The following is a 24,204-nucleotide window of genomic DNA, read 5'->3' on the forward strand; positions in this document are numbered from 1 at the left end:
CGAAAGAATTGCCCATCTAACGCTCTTGGCTTTCTACGACTTTCCTGTCGAGCACCGGAGAGAGCTGAGGCATACAATCCGATCGAGAGCATCCGCCGCGGTTCGGCACATGGGCGTGCACGCCAAGTTGTCGCGACAAATCGTACGATTGATGGTGCGAGCTGATCGACGTCGCGTCGAAGACGTTGGGCTGGCTGAGAGCCACAATCAATGCCGAGATCGTGGCGGCGTCAGAGTGGCGACGCCATTGAGCTCGTCCCGAACGCGCAAAATCATGCCGCCTCCTCCGCTTCCTTACTAGTCGCGGTCAATAGCGCCAAAATGAGTGATCGGAGACGCAATCAGGGTAAGTCTCCAAGCGCGTCAGCTTTTCGACAGCTGATCCTAATAGACTGAGAGAGACAGCGACACTATGGGCTCCGCATTGCGAACCAACTCAAATCCCGGGGAGTGGACATGGACCCATTTCACAGCATCAACCCGTTCGACCGAGACTTCGCTGTTTCCAACGCCGCGGCGCCACAACCGCAACAGCGGCAAGCGGAGTTTGAGCCGTACCTGGATGAAGTGCTTCAGCTTGATACCTCTGCCGTTGCAGAGGATCCTGTTTCACCAGATCACTACCATCCTCATCTGTCTGAAGAAGGCCGCAGACGCGCCGAGGCGTTGGGACTTGGGCATCAGAGCGCCGACGGTCCTCATCCCCAAGACGCAGTCACTCGACGCTTTGGAGACGCCGCTGCGCAGCATAGCGCGCCGCGGGAAGCTTTGACTTGGCCGGAGGAGCTGAGTGCGGAACGGCACGATCAGCGAGGGCCGATAGACGAAGCCATCCTAGCATCTGCACTCAACCCGACCGCGCCCGGTCACCAGGAACCGGATCATGGAGAAGCCGTTCGTTACTTCAACTGGAGCGACGCCTACCAGCCTGCTGCAAACGGGCTGACCGGGATAGCCCCCCTTTCGGGTCACGATGTGCTCATCAGTGAGGATTACACCGGGCAGTTGAGGCCTGCGAAGAGGCAGAGGATACTGAGTGAGACGGAAGGGGATGCCATTGAGCGCCAGCTCAGCGGGCCAGGCAATTCAGTCGCGCGCGAGCTGACGGAAACTGCCGGCACATGGTTTCAGCCGAGCGGTCAGTTGTTCCTTCCTGTCGAAGGCTACGATCAGGATCTGCTGTGGGCGATGATGGAAAACGCCGGCCCATCGTCGTCTCTCGCGCCAACCGACCGTCATGACCAGGCCGCGGATTTAAAAGTGGCCGTTCGTTCCTTGAACTCGCGGCATGGCGACCAACGCACGTCCGTTCCGCTTGAGGGTAGCAGCGTCCTGCCGAGCCAGGACACCCCACCCGCTCCTTTCATAGTTCATAACGACCGCTTCACGGCGCTGTTCGTGCCCGCGGCGGCGATGAGGGGCGGCTCTCCACTCAATTTGTCAGGCGCACCTATTCATTTCGGATCTCGACCGGAAAACGTTCCGCAGCCCAGCGCGCAGCCGGCGAATCGGGCCTCGCCAGCACGGCTTGCCGGCACGATGGAGCAAGCCGCTCCGGGGTCGGCCCGGACTGAGACGTCGCCTGCGGCCCGCGAGGTCTACGCTGCATCATTCGCCGTTCCTGAGGGCTTTTCGCACGGCACCCAACCCGCCCCAATCTCGATGATCTCGAAGCTCGGCCGCTGGGGCCTCTTGCCGGACGCAGCGCAGCCGATGAAGCAGTACGACATTCACGGTGAGCGTTACACCGCCCTTTTGGGGCCGGGAGGACCCAATGACATTCGGCTCATCTATCATCCCCAAATGTAGACGCCAGGGACAGTCGCTACGTGAGAAGCGTCCCGCTAGCTCAGGTAGCAGACTTTGATGGACGATAGCTTGCTTCAATGACTCTTGCGAGCTTGGCTAGGTTCTGCCGGTGAGGACAGGCGCTGCCCGCACCGATGAACTTGCGGGCATCATCGCTTAGCCGCTCCTTGTTAAGCCGAACAATTCTCCTGCCTTTTGTTTTTGGTAACGACGTAACCACGTTGGCGGGCTAGTTGCGCGGAGGCGATTGTGCAGGGAGATCGGCGGAGAACTACCGACCGCCGATGGTGCGCTCTTCGCTGCAATATCTGCCCATGTCTCCACTTTTTTCCTGGGGGCCCCAAGGCACAGAAGTGAGGGGGCATTGACGCATTCGGCCGGAAAGCGGCTCTTCAAAGACCTCGATAAAAAACGTTTGTCGGCGGCTTGCCGAGCCGCGAGAAATTCCAGCGTGCCGCCGCGCTAATAGGTCAACAGATCACGATCACGCGGTACGAGCTAGCCGCCTTGATGGACGCGGATCTTCGCCCGGAATCCCCCTGACTTGCAGGTCCTTTTTTAGAATCACCACGATGGCGGTGCCGCGGAGGGGGATCCGCCGCAGACTGCCGAAAGGAATGCGCAAGAACATCCAAAGTGATAGAGGCACGATGACACCCTACCATTTTGTGCAGGAGATTTCGGGACTCAGGTCAGCTAGCTTGCCTGGTGACTCTGGGAGGCTTCTTCAATGTTGATCGTTGATACTATTTTGAAGCCAGACCAGTTTGGCGGTATCGGACTTTTCTCCGCTACTCTTTTGCCCAAAGGTTCGTTGATTTGGATTCACAACCCAATCGTTGATATCGCGGTGACGCCTGAGCAGTACGCGGCCCTGGATCCAACATTTCAAGCTCTACTTGATAAGCATGCCTATCCAAGAGACTACACGGCAAACGATGGCGTGATAGAGTACAACGCTGACAACGCCCGCTTCATGAACCACAGCAGCCAGCCAAACACATGCCAAGACAATCATTGCCGAATTGTGACGGCGCGTGACGTACAACCTGGTGAAGAACTGACTTGCGACTACTTGTCTTTCGACCCAACGTGTGACTTATCGTGGAATAAAGAACCACCAACGAATGTTGATGCCCCAACGGGCTAGACGGCAGTGGATTGAGTTCCCGGTCTGACGACTTGATAAGTCGGCGAATTTAGACGGGAAGAGCTTCTGCAAGTGGCTGTGGCCAACGACAGACGAAGCTTTTTCCGTCCGCCTCTTCGAACTTGACGATCATTGCGAGCGCAGCCTTGTTCGACATTCCTGGCGCGCAGAGTGCGGTGGCGCACCACAGAATCATGGCCCGCAGCAAAAGGAAATCCAAAAACCAATTTGCAGGGTTTGGAAGCCTCAAGCCCCAAATCCCTGCAATCTCAAATGCCTCCAAAACCCGAAAACAGACTCCCGCTCAATCGCTTAGAGCCTTGTTCACGGCCGACTATCTAGTCGACCGTTAAGAAGCCCGGATTGACTTTTCTGGACAATTGAACGTGCGCCAGAGCGGGACCAGGACCAGGCACAGGCACAAAAGATCTCTGAGCCAGGCGAGGATGCGGCGGAAATTGTGGCCGACGGCTGAGAGGACGACGTTGGCGGCGTCGCCGGCGCGGCCTTTGAGATAGCAGCGGCCGAGATGACCTTCGGCCTTCAGATGTCCGATGATGGGCTCGATGGCGGAGCGGCGGCGCAGCTCGCGCTTGATGACACCGAAGACGCCGCGCTTCTGGCCGGAGATGAAGACGCGACGGGGATTTTGAGCGTCGTGGCCGCGATACCCCTTGTCGACATAGGCCCGCTCGATCGGACAGCCAGTGAGTGTCTCGGTGCGGTCGATGACGTCCCGCAATGTGTGGCCGTCGTAAGGGTTGTCGGGCAGCGACCTGGCGTGCAGCACAAACAAGCCACCGGGAGCCCGGCGGTTGTTGGTGACGATAGAGGCCTTCACGCCGAACTCGTAAGGGGCAGCGGCCTTGCCCTTGCCGATGCACTCCACCTCCGGGGCATGGAAAGAATACAGCTTCCAGCCACGTTGGCGCTGCTGCTGCGAGCGGATCTGGCTGGCTCGGCCAAGGGGGAGTGCGAACACCTCCTCCAGTGCCGGCTCGTCTTCGATCTTGCGACGGATGTCGCGGATGATCCGTCCCAACCGGCTGCGCAGGACACGCAACTGCCGCTGATGCCGCCCGAATTGTTTGGCATGAGCGTAGCGACCCGCCATCATCGCGGCCGCCTTGGCCACGCGAGAATAGGATTGCCGCAGCCTGACGCCGTGCTGTCTCGCCAGGCGGTTGAGACCTCTGATGGCTGCATGCAAGAGCTTGGCATCAGTCGGAAAGGTGATGGCCTTCGGCTGCACCGTCGTGTCGACCGTGACGCGCTTGAGGTCCTGACCGCGCAATGCGCCGGCCGCGTGCGCCACCCGCAGGCTCTCGGCCAGCAGCAGCTCCAGCTTGTCGCCAAGCCGCTTGCGCCAGTGGCTCAGGTCCGAGCGCTCGTGCGGGAAGGTGTGCTGGAAGAACTCTTCGCCGGTGAAGAACTGGAAGTACGGATCGTGGACCCAGCGCTCGCACACGCCCTCGTCGGACAGCCCGTAAATCTGCTTGAGCAGCAAAAGCCCGATCATGAAGCGGGTCTCGATGCCCGGCCGGCCATTCTCGCTGTAGAGCGGAGCGATCTCGCCGTCGATCCAGTCCCAATCGACCTTGCCGGCGAGCAGAACCAGCTCGTGCTTCATGTTGATGATCTGATCCAGCCGTGCCCGGAACAGGTCATTCGATCCCGTGGTCTTGTGCTTCTTCGGTCGCATCGTCTTCTCCTGACCTGCCCCTGAATTTTCATCCAGCGGCAGTTAGAGTCTCGGGGTTTTGTACGCCAAGTGGCGCGGGTGGAGCAACGGACGATCGGCGGAGCTGGTCGGGGTTGCGCAGCCGATCGTCCGTTGCGGTGAGGTGGGCGGCGTAGGCTGCCGGGGTGAGGTAGTTCAGCGACGAGTGAGGACGCTGGAGATTGTAGTCGGCGACCCAATTGGCGATCTTGGCGCGGGCGTCATCGAGATCAAAGAACAGGGTCTCGTTGAGCAACTCGTCGCGCATCCGGCCATTGAAACTCTCGGCGAAGCCGTTCTGCATCGGCTTTCCCGGTGCGATGAAGTGCCAATCGATGGCTGCGTCCTTGCACCAAGAGAGCATGGCGTTGCAGGTGAACTCGGTGCCATGGTCGGACACGATCATTCCTGGCTTGCCGCGTCGCTCGACGATTGCCGTCAGTTCGCGGGCCACGCGCCGACCCGAGATCGACGTCTCCGGAATCGCGCCCAGGCATTCCTTGGTGACGTCGTCGACGATGTTGAGGATGCGAAAGCGTCGGCCATTGGCGAACTGGTCGTGGACGAAGTCCAGCGACCAGCGCGCGTTCGGCCTCGCCTCGACCAGGATCGGGGCACGGGTCCCCACGGCCTTGCGGCGAGCCCGCCGCTTGCGGACGGTGAGCCCTTCCTCGCGATAAAGCCGGTAGATCCGGTTGATCCCCGATGGCTCGCCCTCCCGCCGCAGCAGGACGAACAGCCGGCGGTAGCCAAAACGTCGCCGCTCGCTGGCGAGATCGCGCAATCGGCCACGCAGAACTGCGTCCGGCGGGCGGCTGGAGCGATAGCGGATCATCTTCCGATCCGCCCCGATGATCGAGCAGGCCCGCCGTTCCGACAGGCTCATGACGGCCTGCAGATGCGCGACCGCAGCGCGCTTGGCGGCGGGCCCTACCATTTTTTTGAAAGCAGCTCGCGAAGGGCGGCCGCGTCGAGCATCTGCTCGGCCAGAAGCTTCTTCAGCTTCGCGTTCTCCTCCTCCAGGGCCCTCAGCCGCTTCGCCTCGGAAACGTCCATGCCGCCGAATCTGGCCTTCCAATTGTAGATCGTCGCCTCGGAAACACCGTGCTTGCGAGCCAGGTCGGCTGTCTTCGCCCCGGCCTCATGCTCCTTCAACAGCGCGATAATCTGCTCTTCCGTGAACCTTGCTCGCTTCATCTGTCCGTCCTTCTTCGGGCCGGACTCTAACTCTTTCTGGAGGAAATACGCAGTGGCAGGTCATTAGCGTTCCAGAATATGTATGACTACGAACTACTAAAGATGCCCTTTGCATACGGTCCGCCTCTGGACGCTCGAACCTGCTGACGGGCGGCGGCGCCTCCGATTCGTGATGTTCAGCAACAAGTTGATAGGCACCGCCTATTTGTTCGTAGAGAAGAATTGTTTTTGCACGCACGTAGTGTGCTAGGACCGAACATAACTTTGATTTGGAGGCTGAACTTTCTACCTCCTGCAGCATCCGACTTATAGCCTGGGACAAGCGTTCGTGACGTGACCGCGTGGCCTGAACCGAGAAAAATCTCCAGGCGATTTCGAGTTTGAATTGACTCATCTCATCGAGATCACCCGGTTTTGGCTTCAGGATTACAGCTATGCCAATATCGTTCGCTTCCAACTTACAGTCGTCAACGTCGCAGCCTCGTTGGTCGCTCAATCGATAAATGGTTGGCCTAGAGTAGTTTCTTATGGCCGCTATCTTTTCCAGCTCAGCGCGGGCCCTGGCAAAGGACAGCCAGTCTCCGTCGGCTAGCAATGTCAACCTACGCTGCAAGCTGGATTGCATCGAGATTTCGCCTGCGATGTACGAGAGTGTCAAAAAACTCTTCTGGCGCTCATCTCTATCAAGCAGATAGACAATCACAACGCTGCCAGCTCCAACAACGCCCCTCAATAGCTGCAAAAATTCCAGGCGAGACCAAGCACCTCCATGATTGTCATAGTCGATATCACTGGCAATTGCGATATCCAGTCTCGCAATTCGGGAAGATCACTGTCCGACTTACTCGCCATCTACAGCTATCATTCTCTTCAGGAGAAAAATTGCCTGTACAGAGGAACGGCCCAGGAGATTAGCCAGCCGGCCATCACGAAAAGAGAGGCATAGCGGAGCACCGAGAACTTTCGCGCCGCGATTTTTGCGATAACATGGATTTGCCCGGCCATACCTTTCGCTCTCGGCAGTTCGTCATCAGTTATCTTGAGCTGGCAGGCCTGAAGCCAAGCGTCACCAGAGTTGAAATTGGCGATGTCAAGAAAATAGTACAAATCAATAGGGGTCTTCCTAGGTATCAGCCAATCCCACCGGCTTCCAGTAGAGAGTTGGGGGAAGGCAGCACTCACCGATACCACCAGCGCAATAATAATCGCCAAGTTCACTATGCGGGCGTCTCCCCCACCAAGAACACGTCCTTCATGAGCGAGAAGCACGCTCCCACTGTTCAAAAACCCCAGGATACCGACCAAGATCCCAACGAAGAACGTGAGTTTGGTTTCAGCAAAGCGGTTGCCGGCATTGATCTCCCTCCAAACATTCAATAACTCGCCCATTACTATTTCCCTGAAATTGCACAGCCGATGAACTATAGCTCGCCCTAGTTGCGAATGCGCGGCAGCATCGAGTGTATGGTATGATATACCTCATTCCTGATGACCTCAGCCGCCCAAAAAATCGGACGTCTGAAGCCCGCAGGAGGACTTGATGCACGCCATAGATATCCCGACTTGGAAGCCACAGTCACACTTTCCACACGAATGGCCGAGGGATTATTCAGCGAGCTAGCAGAGATCGCCCTTCGCAAGCACGCTGATCGGCTCTATGACCTCAGCAATCGAAGCCACGGGGGCGGCAGTACTCGAGCCGCATCACTTAAATTTGCGCGCTTGTTCAAACTCAATCGTCCTCGGCCATAGCCGAGGACTTTTTTCCACTGAAAGTCAGATGATAGAGAGCGCAGATGGGCGGCAAGCTCCACCAGTCCGTTGTCGATCCTAATGAGCATCCCCTAAAATGGCTATGATTCTTCGGCGATGCCGTGGACAGGGCCTGCAGCACACGACGCTCCCTCACTTCGTAGCCCCCACAGACTAGAGCAGCGGTGGCGCCGGTTTTTTGCATTTCCGCCCAGCGCCACGATGAACAAGAGCGCGAAGTATTGCTTTCAAGCCGCAAGACCTCACTATCGAAGGCCATTCGATCCAGCTTCGCCCCGGGCCATCTCGGCAGCCGCGTATTCTTCCAACTCGCAATGGTGCGGCTCGGACTGAGCATTTGCGATAAGGGTTTGCCAGCCACATAGAGGGGAGTCATACGTCAACAGATTTGGGTGATGACAAGGAAGTCGCGGCCGTCCGGAGGAAAACTCTGCGATCGCTGCGTAGAACATATCGACAAACTTGGAACACTCCTGTAGAGAGGTGCACAGTATTAACCGCGCTACCTAAGAGCGTGACTCGTAATTCACTCCGTTTCAAGTCGCCCGTATGCTTGGGGCTGAATGCTTTCAATGTGATCTGGCGCAAATGCCTGGTACCCGAGCCTATTTCAGCGGTTTGCCAGCGACCTCCATAAATATCGAGGAGATCACGCGATGACTGTGCGCAAGCAGCCGTTTACCTTGTTGCGCAACCTTCGATAGATAATTGTTCTGTCGGTAGCTATATCGGTGTTGCTCTTTCTGCCAGATCAGATTCAGGAGCTCTACCGGATAGCCGCCGACGACCTTGGTTGGGTGACGATCAAGGAGTTCGCGGCCTTGGGGGTGATTGCTATAGCGATTTGGGCAAGCGCGTTTCAGCTCACAACTGCATCCCTGCCGCAAATTCCCAGCCCTTCGGGGCGCCTGGCTTTCTATATAAGACTGGCTCCGGTGCTGCTTGGAGCACTGCCGATCATCGCCGCCACAGCAGGCCAATTCGCCTCGCGGCCGGCGCGAAAGATTGGCGAAGTCGAGGAAGTCGGAAGTATCTTCCGAATTCAAGATCAGGCGCTCGCGTTTGAGCGGAACATGCTGCTCATCCTCGCAATCGCGATGGTGATCATGCTCGCCTGTTTCGTGGCATTTACTTGGCGGATAGGATCAAGAGATCGTTCGGTTGATCTCGTGAGCCGCGCCAACAACGCCTACTTCATCCCCTACAGGTTTCTGGCGCTCTCGATCGGCGGCATCGTGCTGTTGACAGCAGCATTCTTGCTGCTACCGGATAGGCGAGCATAATTCGTCGGATCGTTCGGCATGATCGCTCTCTTTGCGGTTTGCGTCATTGGTCTTACCGTCCATTTTGCTCTTTTGACGATCAGATTTGCGTTTCCGTTTATTCCTGTTGTCTTTGGCGGCTTGTTTCTGCTTGCCTCCTTGTTGGGAGGTGACGACCACGAACTGCGTACTGTCTCTGAAGCAAACAGCCCGCCGGAAAAGGCCCGCATGTCCGCAGCCGCCGCATTCCGCGAGTGGCTTTTGCAAAAACCGGAGTGGAGGAAGCCAAGAAGCTCGGCGAATATCCGGTCTTCATTGTGGCGGCTCAAGGCGGCGGGATCTATGCCGCCAACAATGCAGCACGGTTTGTTGCGCGAATACAGGATCTCTGTCGATTTCGATCCGCTGCACCCCAAAGACACAGACCTGTGTGTTCTTGCAGCGCTTGAACGTGCGGGCACTGGGACGGAGCAAACGGTCAAGAGCCACTCGCTGCATATTCCGCTCAGCACGGCTGCTTTCACGAGCGCACGTTTTCCGTGGGTGACGCCGGCGGCGACCGTCTCAGTCAAAAATGACTGCATAACTTCTCATCCGCAGGCCCGCCTAGTGGACGGCGGATATGTGGAGAACTCTGGGATTGAGACCGCGCTCGACCTGATTGAGAAGCTTAACGCCATCAAAGGCACCTCCGATGCGCCGAAATTCAGGATTTACCTGCTGTCCCTCGTCAGCGGGCAATTCGGCGATCATGGTTCATTCATGTTCGGAGAGCTCATGGAGCCGGTACGCGCGCTTCTGAGCACGATAACCTCCCGAACCTATGTCGCCCTCAATCATGCAACCAGCATCGACCGTCAGCCCGACGCCGAGGTCACGCCCAGTGTTCAGCGCTTTCATGATCTTCCTGTGTCCAGGTGTGCGCCGTTGGTGATTCTGGTGAACGGGCACTATCGATCGGGTTCGGATCCATAAAGCTCTCCTTTGTCTTATGAGACAAAAGCCTCCAGAAGATCTCGCCCGCCGAGTGAGCTGAAGTTCGTCACGAATTCAGACATGGACGGTTCCGTCATCGAGAGGTCAAGTTCGAGTGTTAAAGAGGCTGGCTTTCGAGAAGCTGACAAAGGTCGAAGAAGGGAGACAAACGCCGGCCCGCATCTGCTACGTCGGATGCGATTATCTCTGAGCCAAGTCTCACTCCGCCTGACCTCCCAGTCGGCGCGCAGGTCTGCGTCGTGCATCGCATTCACCTAGCGGTAAAGCTGGTTAGGAGGTCCAGGCGATGGGATCGCGGCCAGACCCAGTCTTGCACCGAACATCTACATTTCGATTTCAGCTCGCGACCAGTCGTCCTGGCTTGCACTTTGAGCCTATGCTCGAGCCGCTAACCATAGCCGCGCCAGCGCGAGAACAGACGAGAGCGCGACCTGCGTGAGAGCCGGCAACCGCGGAGCGAACTGTGCACCCTGGTGAAATTCAGACGCAAAGCAGCCTAGCCGATCATCCTGCGTACGGCTAAAGGTGCGGCCGTGCCGGTGATTCCGGGACCGCGGCTGCCACTGCGTGTAATGGGCACTTCGCGGCGTCCCCAGTGCCTACCGATCCTGCGCGCCATGATGCAACCTCGGACTAAGCCGGAGCTACATCGGTCGAGCGGAACGTTACATCCTTAGGTGAGGCAATACGAACGGCCAGCTTTGCCCCGGCTGATTGACGCTCAGCGTCATGCAGATGGCGCTCGTGCCAGGAAGCGCTTTGAGGAAGCGGACATTTCAGCGGCGACCTTGACACTGCGTGCACGAATTACAACGATTTTCTTTATTCAGGACACGAGTGAACACTCGTTCCAACGGTCCGTTGGCGAGTACGCTGGCTTCGCGATCGTATAGACCGGAATGTGACCGTAGGTGTCGATTGCGCAGTGTCATCGATGGCCTTCGGCCCTATACCCAGCGGCTGTGGCATGAGCTCCCCGGGCATCGAAACGCCGCTTTCTCGAACACGCGCGTGCCTGGTGGGACGTGCATCGGCACCGGATGGCTCCGGAAGTCGAAGCACGCATCACCCAGGCGCTTGACAGCGGCCAGCTCACCCTGATGGCTGCAAAGGTGGCCAGCATCGAGCCCACTAATACCGGAGCCAGAGTCACGTACCGCCGGCGGGACGACGCCAATCCTCTATGCAAGTCGGCGCCGTCGTCGATTGCACCGGTATCGTCAAAGATCCGCGCGCTACGCTCAATCCAGCAGTGCGTAGTTTGTTCGATCGCAGTCTAGCCCGCGTCGACCCCCTCTGCATCGGCATTGAGACAGATCGCAATTGTGCGATCATCAAGCGCGACGGCACGGCTTCGCGCTGCCTGTATGCGGTGGGTCCGATCACACGCGCGGCCTTTTGGGAGATCATGGCGATACCCGATATTCGCAACCAATGTGCCGCACTCGCGACCCTCCTGGTCGACACTGCAAGCGAGGATCGGCCCCAAACCGCATCGTAAGCGCGTCTGACTGCTGAGCTCCCAGAATCAGATGCGGCAGGCTTCTGCACCGCTCGACCATACTGGGGCTACTCAACACTCATTCGGCTTGCAACAGCAGCCCAGAATTGCCGCTCTGATTGAGGTCCATAGGGTAAAACAAAGCGTCGCTATCGATTATCTTGTTTGATGTCCGCGGCACTTCCCCAGACGTCGCAACTGCGACGGAGGTGGGGATTGCTCCTTTGCTCGTGAAATCGAAGGCCGCACGCGTTGGATCTGGTTCGCGCCGAGAAAGACCAGACGCTCGTGCGTTCCGATCGGGTCCTCACTATCTGCGCTTCTAAGGGGAGGCGCTCAGGTGGGCCGAGAACTATCCGCGATGAAGAACGTGGCGGTGCGCGATGGAGCACTGCCAGCTGGCTATTTGCGCTCCGGTGACGCCGCCAAAAAGGCTGCCGGCTTCGAACAAGATGGGCCATAGTTGGAATCTCCAAGCAATCGCAAGCTCACGCCAGGATTGCAGCTGAGGTCTCGCAGCTAAGAAAACGCTGACATACGCCACGCGTGAGCGCATCCTTTTGACCTAATCGGGGGCCGGCTTCATCATGGCTTCGACCTCTGCCCGAAAAGCCTGGCGCGATGCATCACGCGAGTAGAACATGTGCCCGCCCGGATAGACCGCGAGTTTGACGCGCGGCGCCGAGGCAAAGGCAGGGAACTGATCGAGCACGAGCTGCGAGCGGAAATAGGGCGTTACGAGATCGAACAGGCCGTGAGCTACCAGCACTTTCATTTTCGGATCCGTCGCAAGGATTTGGCGCAGCTCAAACAGCGACTGCGGGAGGCCGGGGCCATAATTCCAGGCCGGCGCGACCGCGCCGTTCACCAGCTCGTAGGAGCCGTCCGGCCGCCAATTCAGCTTGCGCATAAGCAGATCGACGGCGGCACTGGTCAGCGGCGCGAGAAGCGTCTCGCCCGAGGGATCGCCGTAGGCGGGGCAGCTAGACTCGGGGTAAGGATCGAAGCCATGCACCGAGGCATCGAAGCGGCCGGTCACCTTGCCGTTTTTGCGGTCGAGCTCGCGGCTGAATGTGCCGGCATCAAAGCGGCCCGCAAGCCGACGGCTCACCGCTTGGTCGATCCCAGTTAATGCGGCAACCTTGTCGGCGAGGCGCGTGGCCGCCTCCTTATCCGCCCTGCCTTTAACGAGGTCGACCAAGAACTCGCCGCGCGCATAAGCTTCGACGTCGGCGAGATCGGCCCGCTTCACCGGCCCCTTGCTTTCTCGTACCGTGGCGACATAGCTCGGCAGCGTCGAGACATATTGAAGAAGGCTCGTGCCGCCGAACTCACTGTAGTCAAACACCGGTGAGGCCATGATCAGACCCTTAACGCCGACACCTTGTTGCTTCTGCAACTGGCGCACGACCTTCGGCCCGCGAATGCCGCCATAGCTTTCGCCCACGACATATTTCGGCGACAACAGCCGGTCGTGCTTCTCGAGCCAGCGGCGGATCACGACGGCGAGCGCGTTGACATCGCCGTCAACGGAAAAGAACTGCTTGCGGACATCCTCTCCGGTGGCGACGAAACGGCTATAGCCGGTCCCGACCGGATCGATAAAGACGAGATCGGTGAAATCGAGCCAGGTTTCGGCATTGGGCTTCACCTCCGGAGAGGTCGATGGTGTGACGTCGTCGGCATTGATCGGCAGCCGCCAAGGACCGGCACTGCCGAGCTGTAGCCAGGCCGACGATGCACCAGGCCCGCCGTTGAAGAAGAACGCGACGGGGCGTGTGGCGCGGTCGCAACCGTCGAGCTGATAAGAGGTGTATGCGATGTCGGCCTGCGGCTCGCCCTTGTCGTCGAACAGGCGGATGGAACCTGCGGTCGCCGTGAATGCGAGCGTCCGCCCGGGTAGCTCGAGCGCTTGCCTGGTGGTGGAGTCCGGCGGAAGGCGATGCTGCTCGGCCGCTGACAGCGTGCTAAGTGTGTGGCCGGCGCGCGCGCCGGGACTGCCCTTCTGGTCGGCCAGCGTCGTGGCCCCGGGGCGCGACGGCGGATTGTCGGCCAAAGCGCTCCCCATCATGCCACCTGCAAACAGGGCCAGCGCAACAGCGGCGCGGCGAAGCGCAGTCCAAGCGAATTGCATCGAGTCTCTCCTATCCCGGCCGCGTTTTCGTCTCGGCCACACTCGGCGCGCATGAGGCGTGTCTCCCAAGAAGGCCCAACGACTTAGCTGACAATCTAGGACCACCAAACCTATCAAGTCCGGTAGTAACCACCCCATGGCGATCGGCAGCAGCGCCCGTGAGGAGACGGTGCTTGAAAAAGCCAATCATTTTTCGACGAGCAAACAGATGCCTTAAGAGCGTCTGGTGCGCGCTGCATCGGAACAACCGAATCTCGCCCGATAGATGCGGTTCGTGCACTCGGCTACAGCCGCTTCGGCGGTGGCTTCTCGGACAAATCTGCAGCGATGTAGCACGGCAAGCGGGAAGGCGGACAAACTCAACACGCTACGTTGCTCACGACCGAGATGCATGTTGAAGCGCTGCATACGAGGGCGCCATTGCGCTATCCAACGCGACACCACTCGTGAGCGCGCATTGTGTTGCCCCAGCTTAATGCACGCTCAGGAAGCAGATTGGGAAACTTGCATTGATCGCTCTGCCGGATGATCTTCGACGTGAGTTGCGCGCGGAGTTCCGTCACGCTTTAGCGTACAGCTGACGGCACGAATTCCTGATCTCGCAGAGGATTGGCGTTTCAATCCGCAACTGTAACAAAACGGGCTAGGGGATCAAAAAAGCTCCGCGCCACCATAACTTGCGCTCAGCATAGGTAAGGAGGCGCTCGCAAAGGATTCAGGCAATTCGGTTTTAGGACCTTGTCAGGTTGATGTCGCAAATGCGACGGCCGATCGACAAACCAGCTAATTGCAGGAAAAAAGGGCCGCTCGAATGACAAGCGGCCCAAGTCTAGGGAGGAAACGTCCAAGGAGGACGGCGGTCGCGTGAAGCGCTACCGCACTGCAACAATACACGACCGCACTGCACACGCAAGCGACTTTTTGGCCGGCGTTCTTGGCGGCGAGCGGGTTGATCGCGGCGAAATCAGATTGCGAGGTCAGGCCGATTTTGCCAGGGGCCGCTATGCTCTGTCAGCCTTGCTTGCTGCGGCATTGCTCCGCCGAAAACGGCACCACAGCGACTGGCGAGAGACTGATGCTCAGTAGGAGCTTCGCAGAAAACGTTTGGAAAACCAAATTAGACCAGTTCTGATCCAAGCTTCATGCCGGCAAAAGTTACCGGGAGGCATGGCCCTCATCACTTTCGATCGAGGCGGGTGGTCGCCTCGTCGAAGCATGTCGCGTCACGAACTCCGGTGCACTCTCGAGTGAGCGGGGCGAGCATATCCGTTGTCAGGCGAAGTGCCGCAATCACTTCGCCCCACTCTGGTGGGCGGACTGAAGATCAGATCGCATCATCAAACTCGTCGGAGGTCAGACGTAGGCGCAGGATACCGGAGCTGCCGCAACGTTGTCCAGACGCAGTATTGCCATTGCAAATAACGCCGGCTAAGCCTTTCTGGACAACGAAACCCCACTACAGCGTTTCTGTTCTAGGAACGGCACGGCGTGCCATGGGCGACCAACTAGCGGTCTTCCGGCCAGGGACCGTCAAGCCACTACTTCCCGTAGTTGAACAGTTTGACAACATCATCTTGAATTCGCTCGAGAACATGGAATTCGAGCCTTCGAGTGATAAGGGTTTCTCGTCAAGATCATTTCGCCACACTCCGGCCCGCTCAGCTTGTCACTGTCCATGGTCGATCGTTCGAGTGGCTCGACATCCGCACCGACACAGTCGCCCAGTTGCGCGATCCGGTGACGCTCGAACGAGTATGGGTGCCGCTGGCCACGATCACCGTTCCAGCGCGGCCAGAATGGGCGCGGACGCATCCCGCAGTCAGTGAGGCCAATCGCCCACTTTCTATTTTTTTCCATCGCTTCCGTCGTCGGAAGCAATCAGCTGATACGATCGCGCTCCAGGATCGTGGGTGAGACATGGCTGCAGACCCGGTTCGGAACGGCGCGACGAGTTCGTCCGTCCCTTGTAACGGAGCTCTGCTGACCATTAAGCAGAGGCCAGCGCTTTCCATTGTGTGAAATGTCCCTCGATCACCTGCAGGATGGCACTGAACGTAAGCTCGGCGACTGTAATCGCAAGGGTACATCTGCGGGATCAAAAACTGTACTTTCTGTTGATGATGAAATAGCCCTTTGGCACCGCCCATCTCGGATGCGACGAGCACGCGCATGACGAGGCGCTCGAGGCGAATGCCGACGAAGATCGTCGGAAGCGCCGCCGGAAGGATCACAGCGGACAGTTGCTGCGGCGTCGCGCGTGCCGACGTGATCCGGAGCGGCTCGACCTGCTTCACCGCCGCGATCGTGCGTTGAGCAGGAGCGACCAGGCGCAGCTCTCTATATATCACATCGTGATCTTGAGAGCTCGCGAATGTCCAGAAACAGGATGAAGACAGGCATTACCGCGAGTGATGCGGTGTTCTGGCACATCTCGGTGAACTGATTCAGGAGATTTCCGAGCCGGGCGCACCATCCGGCGCCTAGGCCAAGCGGGACGATCAAGGCGACCGACATTAGAAATCCGCTCAAGGCACGCAGCACGCTCCCCGAGATGTCGTCGTACACTTCTTCTGTCTGCAGAGCTGCCATCCGCCCGCCGGTCACCTGCGAGAACGGCGGCAGGAACACCGGATCGATCAAGCCGAAGTTCGGAGCCGCCTCCCTCACCGACAACGGCACGAATGCCCGAATACGATGAGCCCGCGTATGATCGAACCGACCTGGCGCAAACGTGGCTCGTTCCGTCAGGACTACGCGGGTAGCACTCTTCGTGATTACTGTGGTTTGACTCGCTCCCGTGAGCGTATTCTCGCGCTCCCTTCAAGCGATCGCGTCATCCATTGAGGACCGGTCACGTCCCGCGCGGCGTGCGCCTTGCTTTGCCGCGCGAACGAGCGGTTTGTGCGCTCGCATACTCAATATCGGCTTCGCAGCCATCGAGTCGAACCAATTCGCATCGCCGAAATGCCGGCCCTGTTTTCGAGAGCAACAAGAGAGTGCCGCGATCGAGCACATCTGGCGATCCCTCGATCAGCAGCCGCGCACCCGTTCGGGCCTCGATGAGCACGCAAGTGCGCCAGCGCATTCTCCGGCATACTGGCTGCGATGTGCTGGAAAGTAGTCCGCCTGCAGTTGATCCATAATCGGCGAGTTGGATTCAGTCGCCCACAGCTACCAGGTCTCAGTAATCTGGACCGCGAAGTAGCTGCGGCGCTGATAGAAACGCCATGTCCCGAGGTGCCACGGCTTTTCCTCGCAGAGGAAGGATGCAGCTTTTCGTTGCCCCCGCCGTGTCGCGCAGATTTTTCCCGCGGCTCTGCACATCTCCGGAAGCGGAAAGGCTTGGCCGTTCCAAATGGCGACGTTACTCTCTGCTGCATGGATTTTGAGCGGCGGCACGTTTTAGGCAATCTTCTCCGGGACAGCTATACGGATCTGTTCGAAGGGCCGGCTTTTTACGAGATAGCCGAACGCATGAACGGAAAGGACGGTTTTCTGGTTTGCCGGATGTGTGAATTTGCCAGTTGATGGCAAAGGTTCACTCAAACAAACGGCAAATAGATGCCGCGTTCCGACCTGTCAGAGCTGATCGCCGGAAAAGCAAAGACCTTGGGGCGAATGATGTGCATTTCACGATCTGCCAACCTCAGGGGTCAAGGATAGATGCCATTTCATCGATATGTGCGTCGATCCGCGCGAGAACCTGCGCAGGCACAACGTCGCGCTCTGGAAGAACCGACCACTTGTCCCGCACGGCAGCCGCGATCTCGGCTACGGCGGTCACCACCGCTCCTTCCGGAAGACGGCTGCGGTTCGCGAAATTGCGCCAGCGTTCTGGAGTCAGCGCCTTGAACGACTTTTCGCCGCCGAGGCTTAGGGCCAGCCCGTCCTTCGGAATATAGGGAACTGTTGAGAGCACGTCATAGACAGGCGATAGCGTGGGTGTCCGTCCATCTCCGGGGTAAAGCAGCGACCAATTCTTGAGATGCATATCTCCGTTTCCAGTGATTGCGGTGAGTGCGAGGCGCCGAACAAACTCGATTGCCGAATCGAAGGAGACGCCGCTGGTGAGCGCTGCAGCGATATTGTGGTACGCTGCACCGGTATATTTCTCGGACGGATAGCGCCCGAAGACCTGCGCGAAGTCTTCCATATGCACGCGCGCGCCGTCAGCGCCGCGGTCGAAGCGGCGGACGAGCAGCACCTTGCCCGTGGACATGGTGTTGAACTCTTCCGGAATGCCGGTGAACTCCGTCTTTTCGACGAGTTCGCGTGCTGGCACTTCCATTCCCAACGCTTCCGCCAAGGCCAGGATCGCGAATTCGTTTTCTGAGAGTCCGATGTGCGTGAGGGAGGGAAATTTCGCGATGTATTGCCCTTGCTCGTCGTCGACGGCAAGCGTGATCCTCCTCTCCTTTCCTGTGTTCTTCATCACAGAAAGCTTCATCTGAACGCCGGCGAGCGAGAAGCGTGCTTTCTTTTTGCCTTCGGCCTCCGGGCCGGCTGGATCAGGGCTACCGTCGCTTGGCACCGCGCGTACCGCTCCTGGCAGGTTGGTTCCGAGCGCAGCGAGGAGATCAAAGTCGTTTCCCGGCCTGACTGACCCGGCGTGGTGCTTTTCCATCGCTTCGCGCAGTTTCTCTTCGGGCAGCAGATTCGCAAAGAAGGGAGGTAGCGCCCCGCGTAAAGGTTTGGGATCCCGCCGGAGGCCGCCATCCGCTGAGCGAAGCGACAGGCTGAAGATCGGTGGATTGTTCATGCTCCGGTAAGCGGGCAAAAGGTTGAACGCGTGGTAGTCACCCGGCGTGCGAACCAGGGTGCCGACGGGAAGATAGTTCAATGAGATATCGAGCGATTGGACTCGTTCAGCCGCGAGAACAGCCTGGTTCATGACCGTTCGTCCTCTTCGGCATCTGACGTGAATGCGGGGCGATCTTCATCGTCGGCCGCCGGCTGCAGCATCGACTGAATGGCGGGCACCATCGCCTGCGGGATCAACATCATTTCCATGCCAAGGGCGCGGGCGACATTGACGAGTGTCGTTGCGCGGGCGGCAGCAGCTCCCGTTTCAATGTCGCGATAGCGAGGTCTGCTGATGTTCGCGCGAAGAGCGGTTTGCTCCTGAGACAAGCCAGCAGCCATGCGGGCCTTTCGGAAGCGCAGACCGAGTTCTTGGAGAAGCGGGTCCGGGATGGAGGCCATGATACGCTTTCGGATCTCTTGCGATAAATTGATATGTAAACAGATCATCGAGCGCAAACAAGAGGAACGTTGACAGAGTCCGTAAACGTATCATTTGCGGCCTGGTGGCGAAACGCCTTCGTCCACCCGGCTATCAATCGAGTGGCTAAGCCAGAAACGGGCCTTTGACGTGCGGGTGTGAGATTATCTTACCTATCATCGGATTAAGGAGGTGTCCTGGGAACCCCTTCGCATTGAAAGAGAAGCTGTTCGTCATCCTAGGTCCGATTCAGGCCGATCGCCTCGAATGCCCTCCTCTCAGCGCCGGCACCGAGCCCGTCGAGAGCCTGCCGAAGGTTCAATAGCAAGGTCTGGCTCACCGCCGAGATCGGTGCGACGATCCCAAACGACGCGAACTTCGACGAGACGACCAAGCTGCCGCGCTCCATCGAGGAGACCGCTGTTTCGTCCGCGATCTACTCAAGAGGCTGAGCGAGAGGGAAGCGGCCGCAGCATGACCGAGCTCGATTCCACCAAACGGTGGCAGATCGCCTAGCGCCTGAAGGAAGCGCGCAAGCTGGCCGGCCTGTCACAAGACCACGTCGCGAAGATCCGTCAGCCAGATGGGATCCGGCAATCACCGCGTATCGGCTGGCGAGCTTGCCCGGCTTGCCGAAATCTATGACGTCAAGGTCGCCCGGTTGCTCGGCAAAGCGCCCGAGACCGTTCGATGCCCAGGACCCTCGGCTTGAGCTTGCCGCACGGAACTCTCCAACTCTCAAACCCCATGATCTGGAACGCCTGCTCAAGCAATTAGCCGCCATGCGCAGCGATTCCACCGCGAACGGCGGCAATCGCTGATAAATGTGATGCGCACTACGAAGCTCAGCTTTAACCGCCGCGCTGCGACCCAGACCATGCAGGCCACCACGGCCACCCGCGACAAGCGAAGCTCGACCAAGCCGGTCGATTTTCCATCTGCAGGCTATGCGAGACGCTGAGTGTCGCTTTGCGCTTTAGCAACATCAACATGGAGGGAATGTATCAGCGGCGCCCTTCTGCGCATTCATCTCTCTGCGCGACGGGCGCTGCCGCGGCACGCCTACAATTGCGCGCATGAGTTCGGCCATCATGTGTCCGGTCACGTCTATTGCGGGAGGACGCCAAGGAGCTTTTGCCCAATAGCTTCGCGAGTTTCATTCTTAATCATTGGCCTGCGCCGTGCCTTCGCCGTGCGCGGGGCCCGGAGACGGCGACACCGGCGCAGATCTTCACCATCGCCGGCGACTTCGGCGCCGGAATGCGCGACGCTGCCACCCACCTGTAGGTTGGGGTGAACATTTCGTCGCGCGACCCCGCCGCCGCTCCGCAACGTGTCACGTCCAAGACCCTGCGCAGGGAGGTCCTTGGCGCGCTGACGGAGCCGTTCGTCATCGCAACGTGCCAACCTTGGACGCGAAGGTCAGGACGCTGCTTCTTCTGCCGGCGGGGCGCAGAGATTCCAGGGCGGCGGGGCTTTGCGCTCAAGCGCGATCGCTGTTCCGGGCGGTAAGGCTGGGAATCTTCCCGACCAACTGGGGCGAGATTTTTACTCGCAAATAAACTTGAAGATGATGACAAACGCGCCCCCTAAATTTGGTAGGTTTCACGTTGGATCGCGGTGTTTAAACTGGTCAAGTGAATCCAGTTTCCACGAGTAGCACCAGTTCGCATTGTTTTGGCAAAGCAAGACTGCTCTTGGCTTTAGTTGCTATCGTCGGGCTGCCAAACGTTGTTGTTAGCACACCTTCCTTGCACGATCACATGACGCGTACCGCGCAACAAGCACGGGTCCTCACCGTGACGTATAAGGATCCGGGTCTCCCATTGAGCAAGCTTCGTCCGAAGCGGCTAGGCGAGGCCTTGATCAGGATGAGTGCCTAGACGGCAAACAAACGCATCCGACGCCCACTCCGCCTTGCACACATTCTGGTCACATCCACATCGGTTCCATATTCCAACCTCATCATTCCGCGCTCGAAGGGCCATATCATGATAATGGAGGCGGATATCACAACTGCCAACGCAAGCATTCAGGCAAACGCTGTTTGGACCATTGTACGCGCCTTTGCCGCCGATCCGTTGATGCGCTGGAGTTGGCCTGACATCCGGCAATATCTTACGAGCATGCCGCAGTACATTAGCGCCTCTGGCGGACGAGCATTCGAACATGGCACAGCATACGCCACGGGAGACAGTCGCGCGGCGGCTCTGTGGCTGCCTCCCGGCGTGCAGCAGGATGAGGAGGCTCTAAACGTACTAATGGCGCTGTCGCTAAGCCCCGATGTAAGTGAAGACATGGCCCACCTAAGGCGAGGAATGGCCGAACATCGTCCCTCCGAGCCACATTGGTATCTACCTCTCATTGCCGTCGATCCGAATTGGATCGGGCAAGGGCTTGGCACATTGCTGATGAAGCGCGCTCTCCAACGATGTGATGAGCAGGCCTCCGCTGCCTACCTCGAAAGCTCGAATCCAAAGAACATTCCTTTTTACCAGCGCCATGGCTTCAAGGTTATTGGAGAGATACAGCACGGTGGATCGCCGCCACTGACGCCAATGTTGCGGACGGCGTATTAAGCGTACAGCGGTCGCGGAGGCCTACGATAGCGGATCAATGCGCAGTTTATGAGGGAACCGATGGCAAGCATTCGCCGAATTCTGTCAATCGAAAACAGGCGTTGAGTTCGCATCCATTGAAGCGGGGCTTACAAAATAACGTCATCGAAGCGCAACCTGGTGGGAAGCGCAGTTGGGAGAAGCGCAAAAATCTCGTTGAACCGATTCCGCCGTTTCGTGTTCGTCATCGCCCGGATAAGCCGCGCCCGGCCTCCCGCCGCCCAAGCTTTGTAAACAGCGGCAAATTCAGGATCGCGATCGTTCGATAGGTTTTCTTAAGATCCTTGAAGATTTTCAGCAGCGACTGCAAGCGGAGACCGCGCTTCATCCCCTCGATGGCTTTCTCCCTAACCTCTTCCTGATGCCGGACAAGGTCACAATTCACCACACAAACAATCCCGATCTGCGAGCCGAAAAAACGCAAAGTACGCGCTAGGTTGGATCGGTCTTGGGCCAATGATCGGACAGGCCAATGTCGATTCAATCACCACCAGCCAAGCTTTCGGTAAGCAGGGTCAGCTTAGCTTTCGCGCTGCCGCACGTATCGCCTCCGCGGCGCTATCAAACAGTCCGGCTATCGCGCACGATATCATCAGGTTCTGGCTGAGACCGAAATCCTCGACTTCGAGCTCTTGTTCGTCCCTCAACCGCCGATCGGGGCCTCTCTTCGCCGATATTCGCCGAGCGAGAGGGCGAATGTCGCGGCTGTATGCGAAGATTGGGAGAGCTATAGCGTTAGCGAAGCCGATCTCGAAGGCAGTCCCATCATCAACATGCGGCCCCCTAAACGGAGAAACGTCGGCAACGACAACGTCGCATCCTCGAAGGCAGCTAACGTTGTGCTCAAATATTTTCTGGGCCCCGACGTCGGACTCCAATTCATCCAAAGGAAACACGCCGATCAGACCGTGTTCGGCACAAACCTTCTTGAGCACATTCCCTTCGTTGAGCGCATTGGGCAGGAAAACCGTAGGTCCTGCGAGGTACACTCTCTTTGCGGTATGCATCTCTCGGCTCCGTTATTTGAGCTTCAGTTCCGAAATTAGGCTGGCATCACGAACGGCATCTAACGATACCGTTATAGGCGAACCGACAATCCTCCAACGCGACGCATCAGAGTTTTGTCTGGCATCCAGCGTCGCTTCAAACAGCGGATCGCCGTGGAGGCTAATTACGACGCCATGATCGCCCGGCGGACAATGCACCATCTGTGCAGTGCCTGTTGCATCCTTCCAGAGTCCGACTGCCCAACTGGGTTCTCGCGATCCCTTCTCTTCTGGCGACATTCTTTCGAGCGCAGCGTTTGACCTCGATATCAACCCCCGAGAAGTAAATGTTAGAACTGAGCTGCCAGGATCGTCTGAAAGCGCCGTCGCATAACGCGCGGACCACCGAATAGGGATTTGCGGTCCATCCATGAGGAGCACGAATACCAAATTCGGTCCAATAGCCCGCAACACTTCATGGCATGGATCGCTACGGGCGAGGTCTTCGCAGATCATCGTAGTGAATACCGACGCACTCCGAATTACCTTGACGTGAATCTCACGCTGCTGAAGCACAATCTTCTCCCACCACAGATATCGTGGATCGAGAGCTTTAGTGAGGTCGTAGCTAATGAGTTGATGCGAGTCCAACCGCCACCGATGGTGTTTGGCGCGACTGGTGGTCGCTGCCATCCTGGTGGATTGATCGTTTTTGGTCTCATCAAAAAAATGAGACGAAAGTGCGAAATTTCCCTTTTCTCCCGCGCAGTTATCGCTCGAGCCTGCAACAAAAAATTCTACATCAGGATGCTTGTCCCGAAGATTGTCTGCGACTGCCTTATACGATTTCCAATCTAGAGCATATTCTGGGAAAACAACTCCGTTGATACTCCCCGATTTCGCTCTGGCTTGGTCTAGGAGCAGATCGACCATTCTTACGACAGACTGTGGATTTCTCGGCAGCCAGTGCTGATCGAGCGTAAACCAACCCCACGGCTTGGCTCGACCGGATCTTCCGACCTCGTCTTCGCTGATCACCTTCTCACCTTGAAACCATTCGGCATCAAGCTCGAATGGATACGGTATTAAGAGCAAGCGAAGATCGGTCCGAGATTCTGGCAACATATATTGAGGTGGCCGCTGCCAATGCGCACGCATCTCGCCTCGCGGCGGAAGAAGCGCCAGATTGTGAGCCAACGTGCGGGGCGTGCAGCCCACCTCGGGCGTGTGAGATTTCGGCTGGACGCAGACGACGTCGCGATCCGCCATTAGGCAAATGCTTGCAATCTGCCTGTCAACGCGACGGTGGCGATCTGACGGAGTAATGCCGTCCGACGAATTGCGCAAACAATAGTCCACAGTGAGGGCAACCCAACTCCCGTGCCAATCGCTCTGTTTGTCGTCCACATGGATGTAACCAACGTTCTCGCAAGCCTCGTCGGCTATGGCCATAAGCGCCCAACAAACCTTCCACCAGCTCGGGGCCGGCTTTCCTGCCTCGGGCTCCTTGAAGACTGGCTCCTTCCTAGATTTCCATAACTCTTTCCAAAGAGGCTGTATTTCGCTTGGCAGTTCGGGGTATTGCTTCGCCCAACTTTTTCCAATTCGCTGCCAGTTCTGGAGATCGGCGTCTTCAATGCAGACGCACGCTTCGCTCCATGCGTCACGAGCGCCTCGCGGCACAAAATAGTGATAGGCGCCCCCGACTTGGAGCAACAGGGCGGCAACCGCAAAGAGATCCGGGGGGAAACTCGCCGCGTCCTGCAGCCTCTTGTTCTGCTGATCAGGGCCGTCGGGAAACACCCAGGAAATGACCGCCCCGACGCTCAGAAACCTC

The 24,204-nt window shown here is 58.1% G+C and carries 19 protein-coding genes and 1 pseudogene; 9 read left to right on the plus strand and 11 right to left on the minus strand.

The genetic code is table 11. From position 1 onward, the window contains the following. The first annotated feature begins 456 nt into the window (after positions 1–456). Positions 457–1,809 carry a hypothetical protein gene (locus N2602_RS33615; RefSeq protein ID WP_260380795.1) on the plus strand — a complete coding sequence of 451 codons (1,353 nt, stop codon included), beginning with the start codon at positions 457–459 and terminating at the stop codon, positions 1,807–1,809. Between the two features lie 730 nt (positions 1,810–2,539). Continuing rightward, positions 2,540–2,959, plus strand: a complete 420-nt coding sequence (locus N2602_RS33620; protein WP_128266738.1) for an SET domain-containing protein — start codon at positions 2,540–2,542, stop codon at positions 2,957–2,959. Between the two features lie 349 nt (positions 2,960–3,308). On the opposite strand, the gene N2602_RS33625 is transcribed toward N2602_RS33620, so the two are convergent. The 4 genes and pseudogenes from N2602_RS33625 to N2602_RS33640 form a co-directional block, all read right to left on the minus strand. Continuing rightward, on the minus strand, positions 3,309–4,661 hold the full coding sequence (locus tag N2602_RS33625) for an IS5 family transposase (protein ID WP_260380796.1): 1,353 nt from the start codon (positions 4,659–4,661) through the stop codon (positions 3,309–3,311). A 28-nt stretch (positions 4,662–4,689) separates the two neighbouring features. Next, positions 4,690–5,757 carry an IS3 family transposase gene (locus N2602_RS33630; RefSeq protein ID WP_260380731.1) on the minus strand — a complete coding sequence of 356 codons (1,068 nt, stop codon included), beginning with the start codon at positions 5,755–5,757 and terminating at the stop codon, positions 4,690–4,692. Further along, a pseudogene (locus N2602_RS33635) lies at positions 5,724–5,876 on the minus strand (transposase); the annotation flags it as partial. The gene N2602_RS33630 and the pseudogene N2602_RS33635, both read right to left, overlap by 34 nt. Before the next feature lie 870 nt (positions 5,877–6,746). Beyond that, positions 6,747–7,265, minus strand: coding sequence for a Pycsar system effector family protein (locus N2602_RS33640; protein ID WP_260380797.1), 519 nt, complete (start codon positions 7,263–7,265; stop codon positions 6,747–6,749). A gap of 1,115 nt (positions 7,266–8,380) precedes the next feature. Here N2602_RS33640 and N2602_RS33645 point away from each other — a divergent pair. The 3 genes from N2602_RS33645 (at position 8,381) to N2602_RS38835 (ending at position 11,408) form a co-directional block, all read left to right on the plus strand. Beyond that, positions 8,381–8,932: a hypothetical protein gene (locus N2602_RS33645; RefSeq protein ID WP_260380798.1), complete on the plus strand. Its 552-nt coding sequence runs from the start codon at positions 8,381–8,383 to the stop codon at positions 8,930–8,932. Positions 8,933–8,950: 18 nt separating this feature from the next. Further along, a complete protein-coding gene (locus N2602_RS33650) occupies positions 8,951–9,886 on the plus strand; it encodes a hypothetical protein (protein ID WP_260380799.1) in 936 nt (311 codons plus the stop codon). Between the two features lie 1,204 nt (positions 9,887–11,090). Next, positions 11,091–11,408, plus strand: a complete 318-nt coding sequence (locus N2602_RS38835) for a hypothetical protein (protein WP_311738715.1) — start codon at positions 11,091–11,093, stop codon at positions 11,406–11,408. A gap of 565 nt (positions 11,409–11,973) precedes the next feature. Here N2602_RS38835 and N2602_RS33660 read toward each other — a convergent pair. Continuing rightward, positions 11,974–13,542, minus strand: a complete 1,569-nt coding sequence (locus N2602_RS33660) for a S10 family peptidase (protein ID WP_260383771.1) — start codon at positions 13,540–13,542, stop codon at positions 11,974–11,976. Positions 13,543–15,732: 2,190 nt separating this feature from the next. Between N2602_RS33660 and N2602_RS33665 the strand changes: the two genes are divergently transcribed. Next, positions 15,733–15,855: a hypothetical protein gene (locus tag N2602_RS33665; RefSeq protein WP_260380800.1), complete on the plus strand. Its 123-nt coding sequence runs from the start codon at positions 15,733–15,735 to the stop codon at positions 15,853–15,855. 24 nt (positions 15,856–15,879) lie between these two features. Here N2602_RS33665 and N2602_RS33670 read toward each other — a convergent pair whose 3' ends face one another. Continuing rightward, on the minus strand, positions 15,880–16,182 hold the full coding sequence (locus N2602_RS33670) for a hypothetical protein (RefSeq protein WP_260380801.1): 303 nt from the start codon (positions 16,180–16,182) through the stop codon (positions 15,880–15,882). Between the two features lie 738 nt (positions 16,183–16,920). Between N2602_RS33670 and N2602_RS33675 the strand changes: the two genes are divergently transcribed. Further along, complete coding sequence (locus N2602_RS33675; protein ID WP_260383772.1) at positions 16,921–17,070, plus strand: hypothetical protein; 150 nt, start codon at positions 16,921–16,923, stop codon at positions 17,068–17,070. A gap of 118 nt (positions 17,071–17,188) precedes the next feature. Here the strand turns inward: N2602_RS33675 and N2602_RS33680 are convergent, their stop codons facing one another. Together N2602_RS33680 and N2602_RS33685 are read right to left on the minus strand one after the other, a co-directional pair. Further along, positions 17,189–18,433: a type II toxin-antitoxin system HipA family toxin gene (locus N2602_RS33680; RefSeq protein ID WP_260380802.1), complete on the minus strand. Its 1,245-nt coding sequence runs from the start codon at positions 18,431–18,433 to the stop codon at positions 17,189–17,191. After that, positions 18,430–18,744 carry a helix-turn-helix domain-containing protein gene (locus N2602_RS33685; protein ID WP_260380803.1) on the minus strand — a complete coding sequence of 105 codons (315 nt, stop codon included), beginning with the start codon at positions 18,742–18,744 and terminating at the stop codon, positions 18,430–18,432. The genes N2602_RS33680 and N2602_RS33685 overlap by 4 nt, the downstream gene beginning before the upstream one ends. 848 nt (positions 18,745–19,592) lie before the next feature. Between N2602_RS33685 and N2602_RS33690 the strand changes: the two genes are divergently transcribed. Continuing rightward, positions 19,593–19,724, plus strand: a complete 132-nt coding sequence (locus N2602_RS33690; protein WP_260380804.1) for a hypothetical protein — start codon at positions 19,593–19,595, stop codon at positions 19,722–19,724. A gap of 1,030 nt (positions 19,725–20,754) precedes the next feature. Next, positions 20,755–21,342: an N-acetyltransferase gene (locus N2602_RS33695; protein WP_260380805.1), complete on the plus strand. Its 588-nt coding sequence runs from the start codon at positions 20,755–20,757 to the stop codon at positions 21,340–21,342. Between the two features lie 223 nt (positions 21,343–21,565). Here the strand turns inward: N2602_RS33695 and N2602_RS33700 are convergent, their stop codons facing one another. The 3 genes from N2602_RS33700 to N2602_RS33710 all read right to left on the minus strand — a co-directional run bounded on the left by N2602_RS33700 (position 21,566) and on the right by N2602_RS33710 (position 24,170). Continuing rightward, the gene (locus N2602_RS33700; RefSeq protein ID WP_260380806.1) at positions 21,566–21,805 is read right to left on the minus strand and encodes a hypothetical protein; all 240 of its coding nucleotides are present in this window, start codon (positions 21,803–21,805) and stop codon (positions 21,566–21,568) included. 91 nt (positions 21,806–21,896) lie between these two features. Further along, the gene (locus N2602_RS33705; RefSeq protein ID WP_260380807.1) at positions 21,897–22,388 is read right to left on the minus strand and encodes a nucleoside 2-deoxyribosyltransferase; all 492 of its coding nucleotides are present in this window, start codon (positions 22,386–22,388) and stop codon (positions 21,897–21,899) included. 12 nt (positions 22,389–22,400) lie between these two features. Beyond that, positions 22,401–24,170 carry a hypothetical protein gene (locus N2602_RS33710; protein WP_157287951.1) on the minus strand — a complete coding sequence of 590 codons (1,770 nt, stop codon included), beginning with the start codon at positions 24,168–24,170 and terminating at the stop codon, positions 22,401–22,403. Between the last annotated feature and the right edge of the window lie 34 nt (positions 24,171–24,204).

This window comes from Bradyrhizobium sp. NC92, from assembly GCF_025200865.1.
In the GTDB taxonomy this organism is placed as follows: Bacteria; Pseudomonadota; Alphaproteobacteria; order Rhizobiales; family Xanthobacteraceae; genus Bradyrhizobium.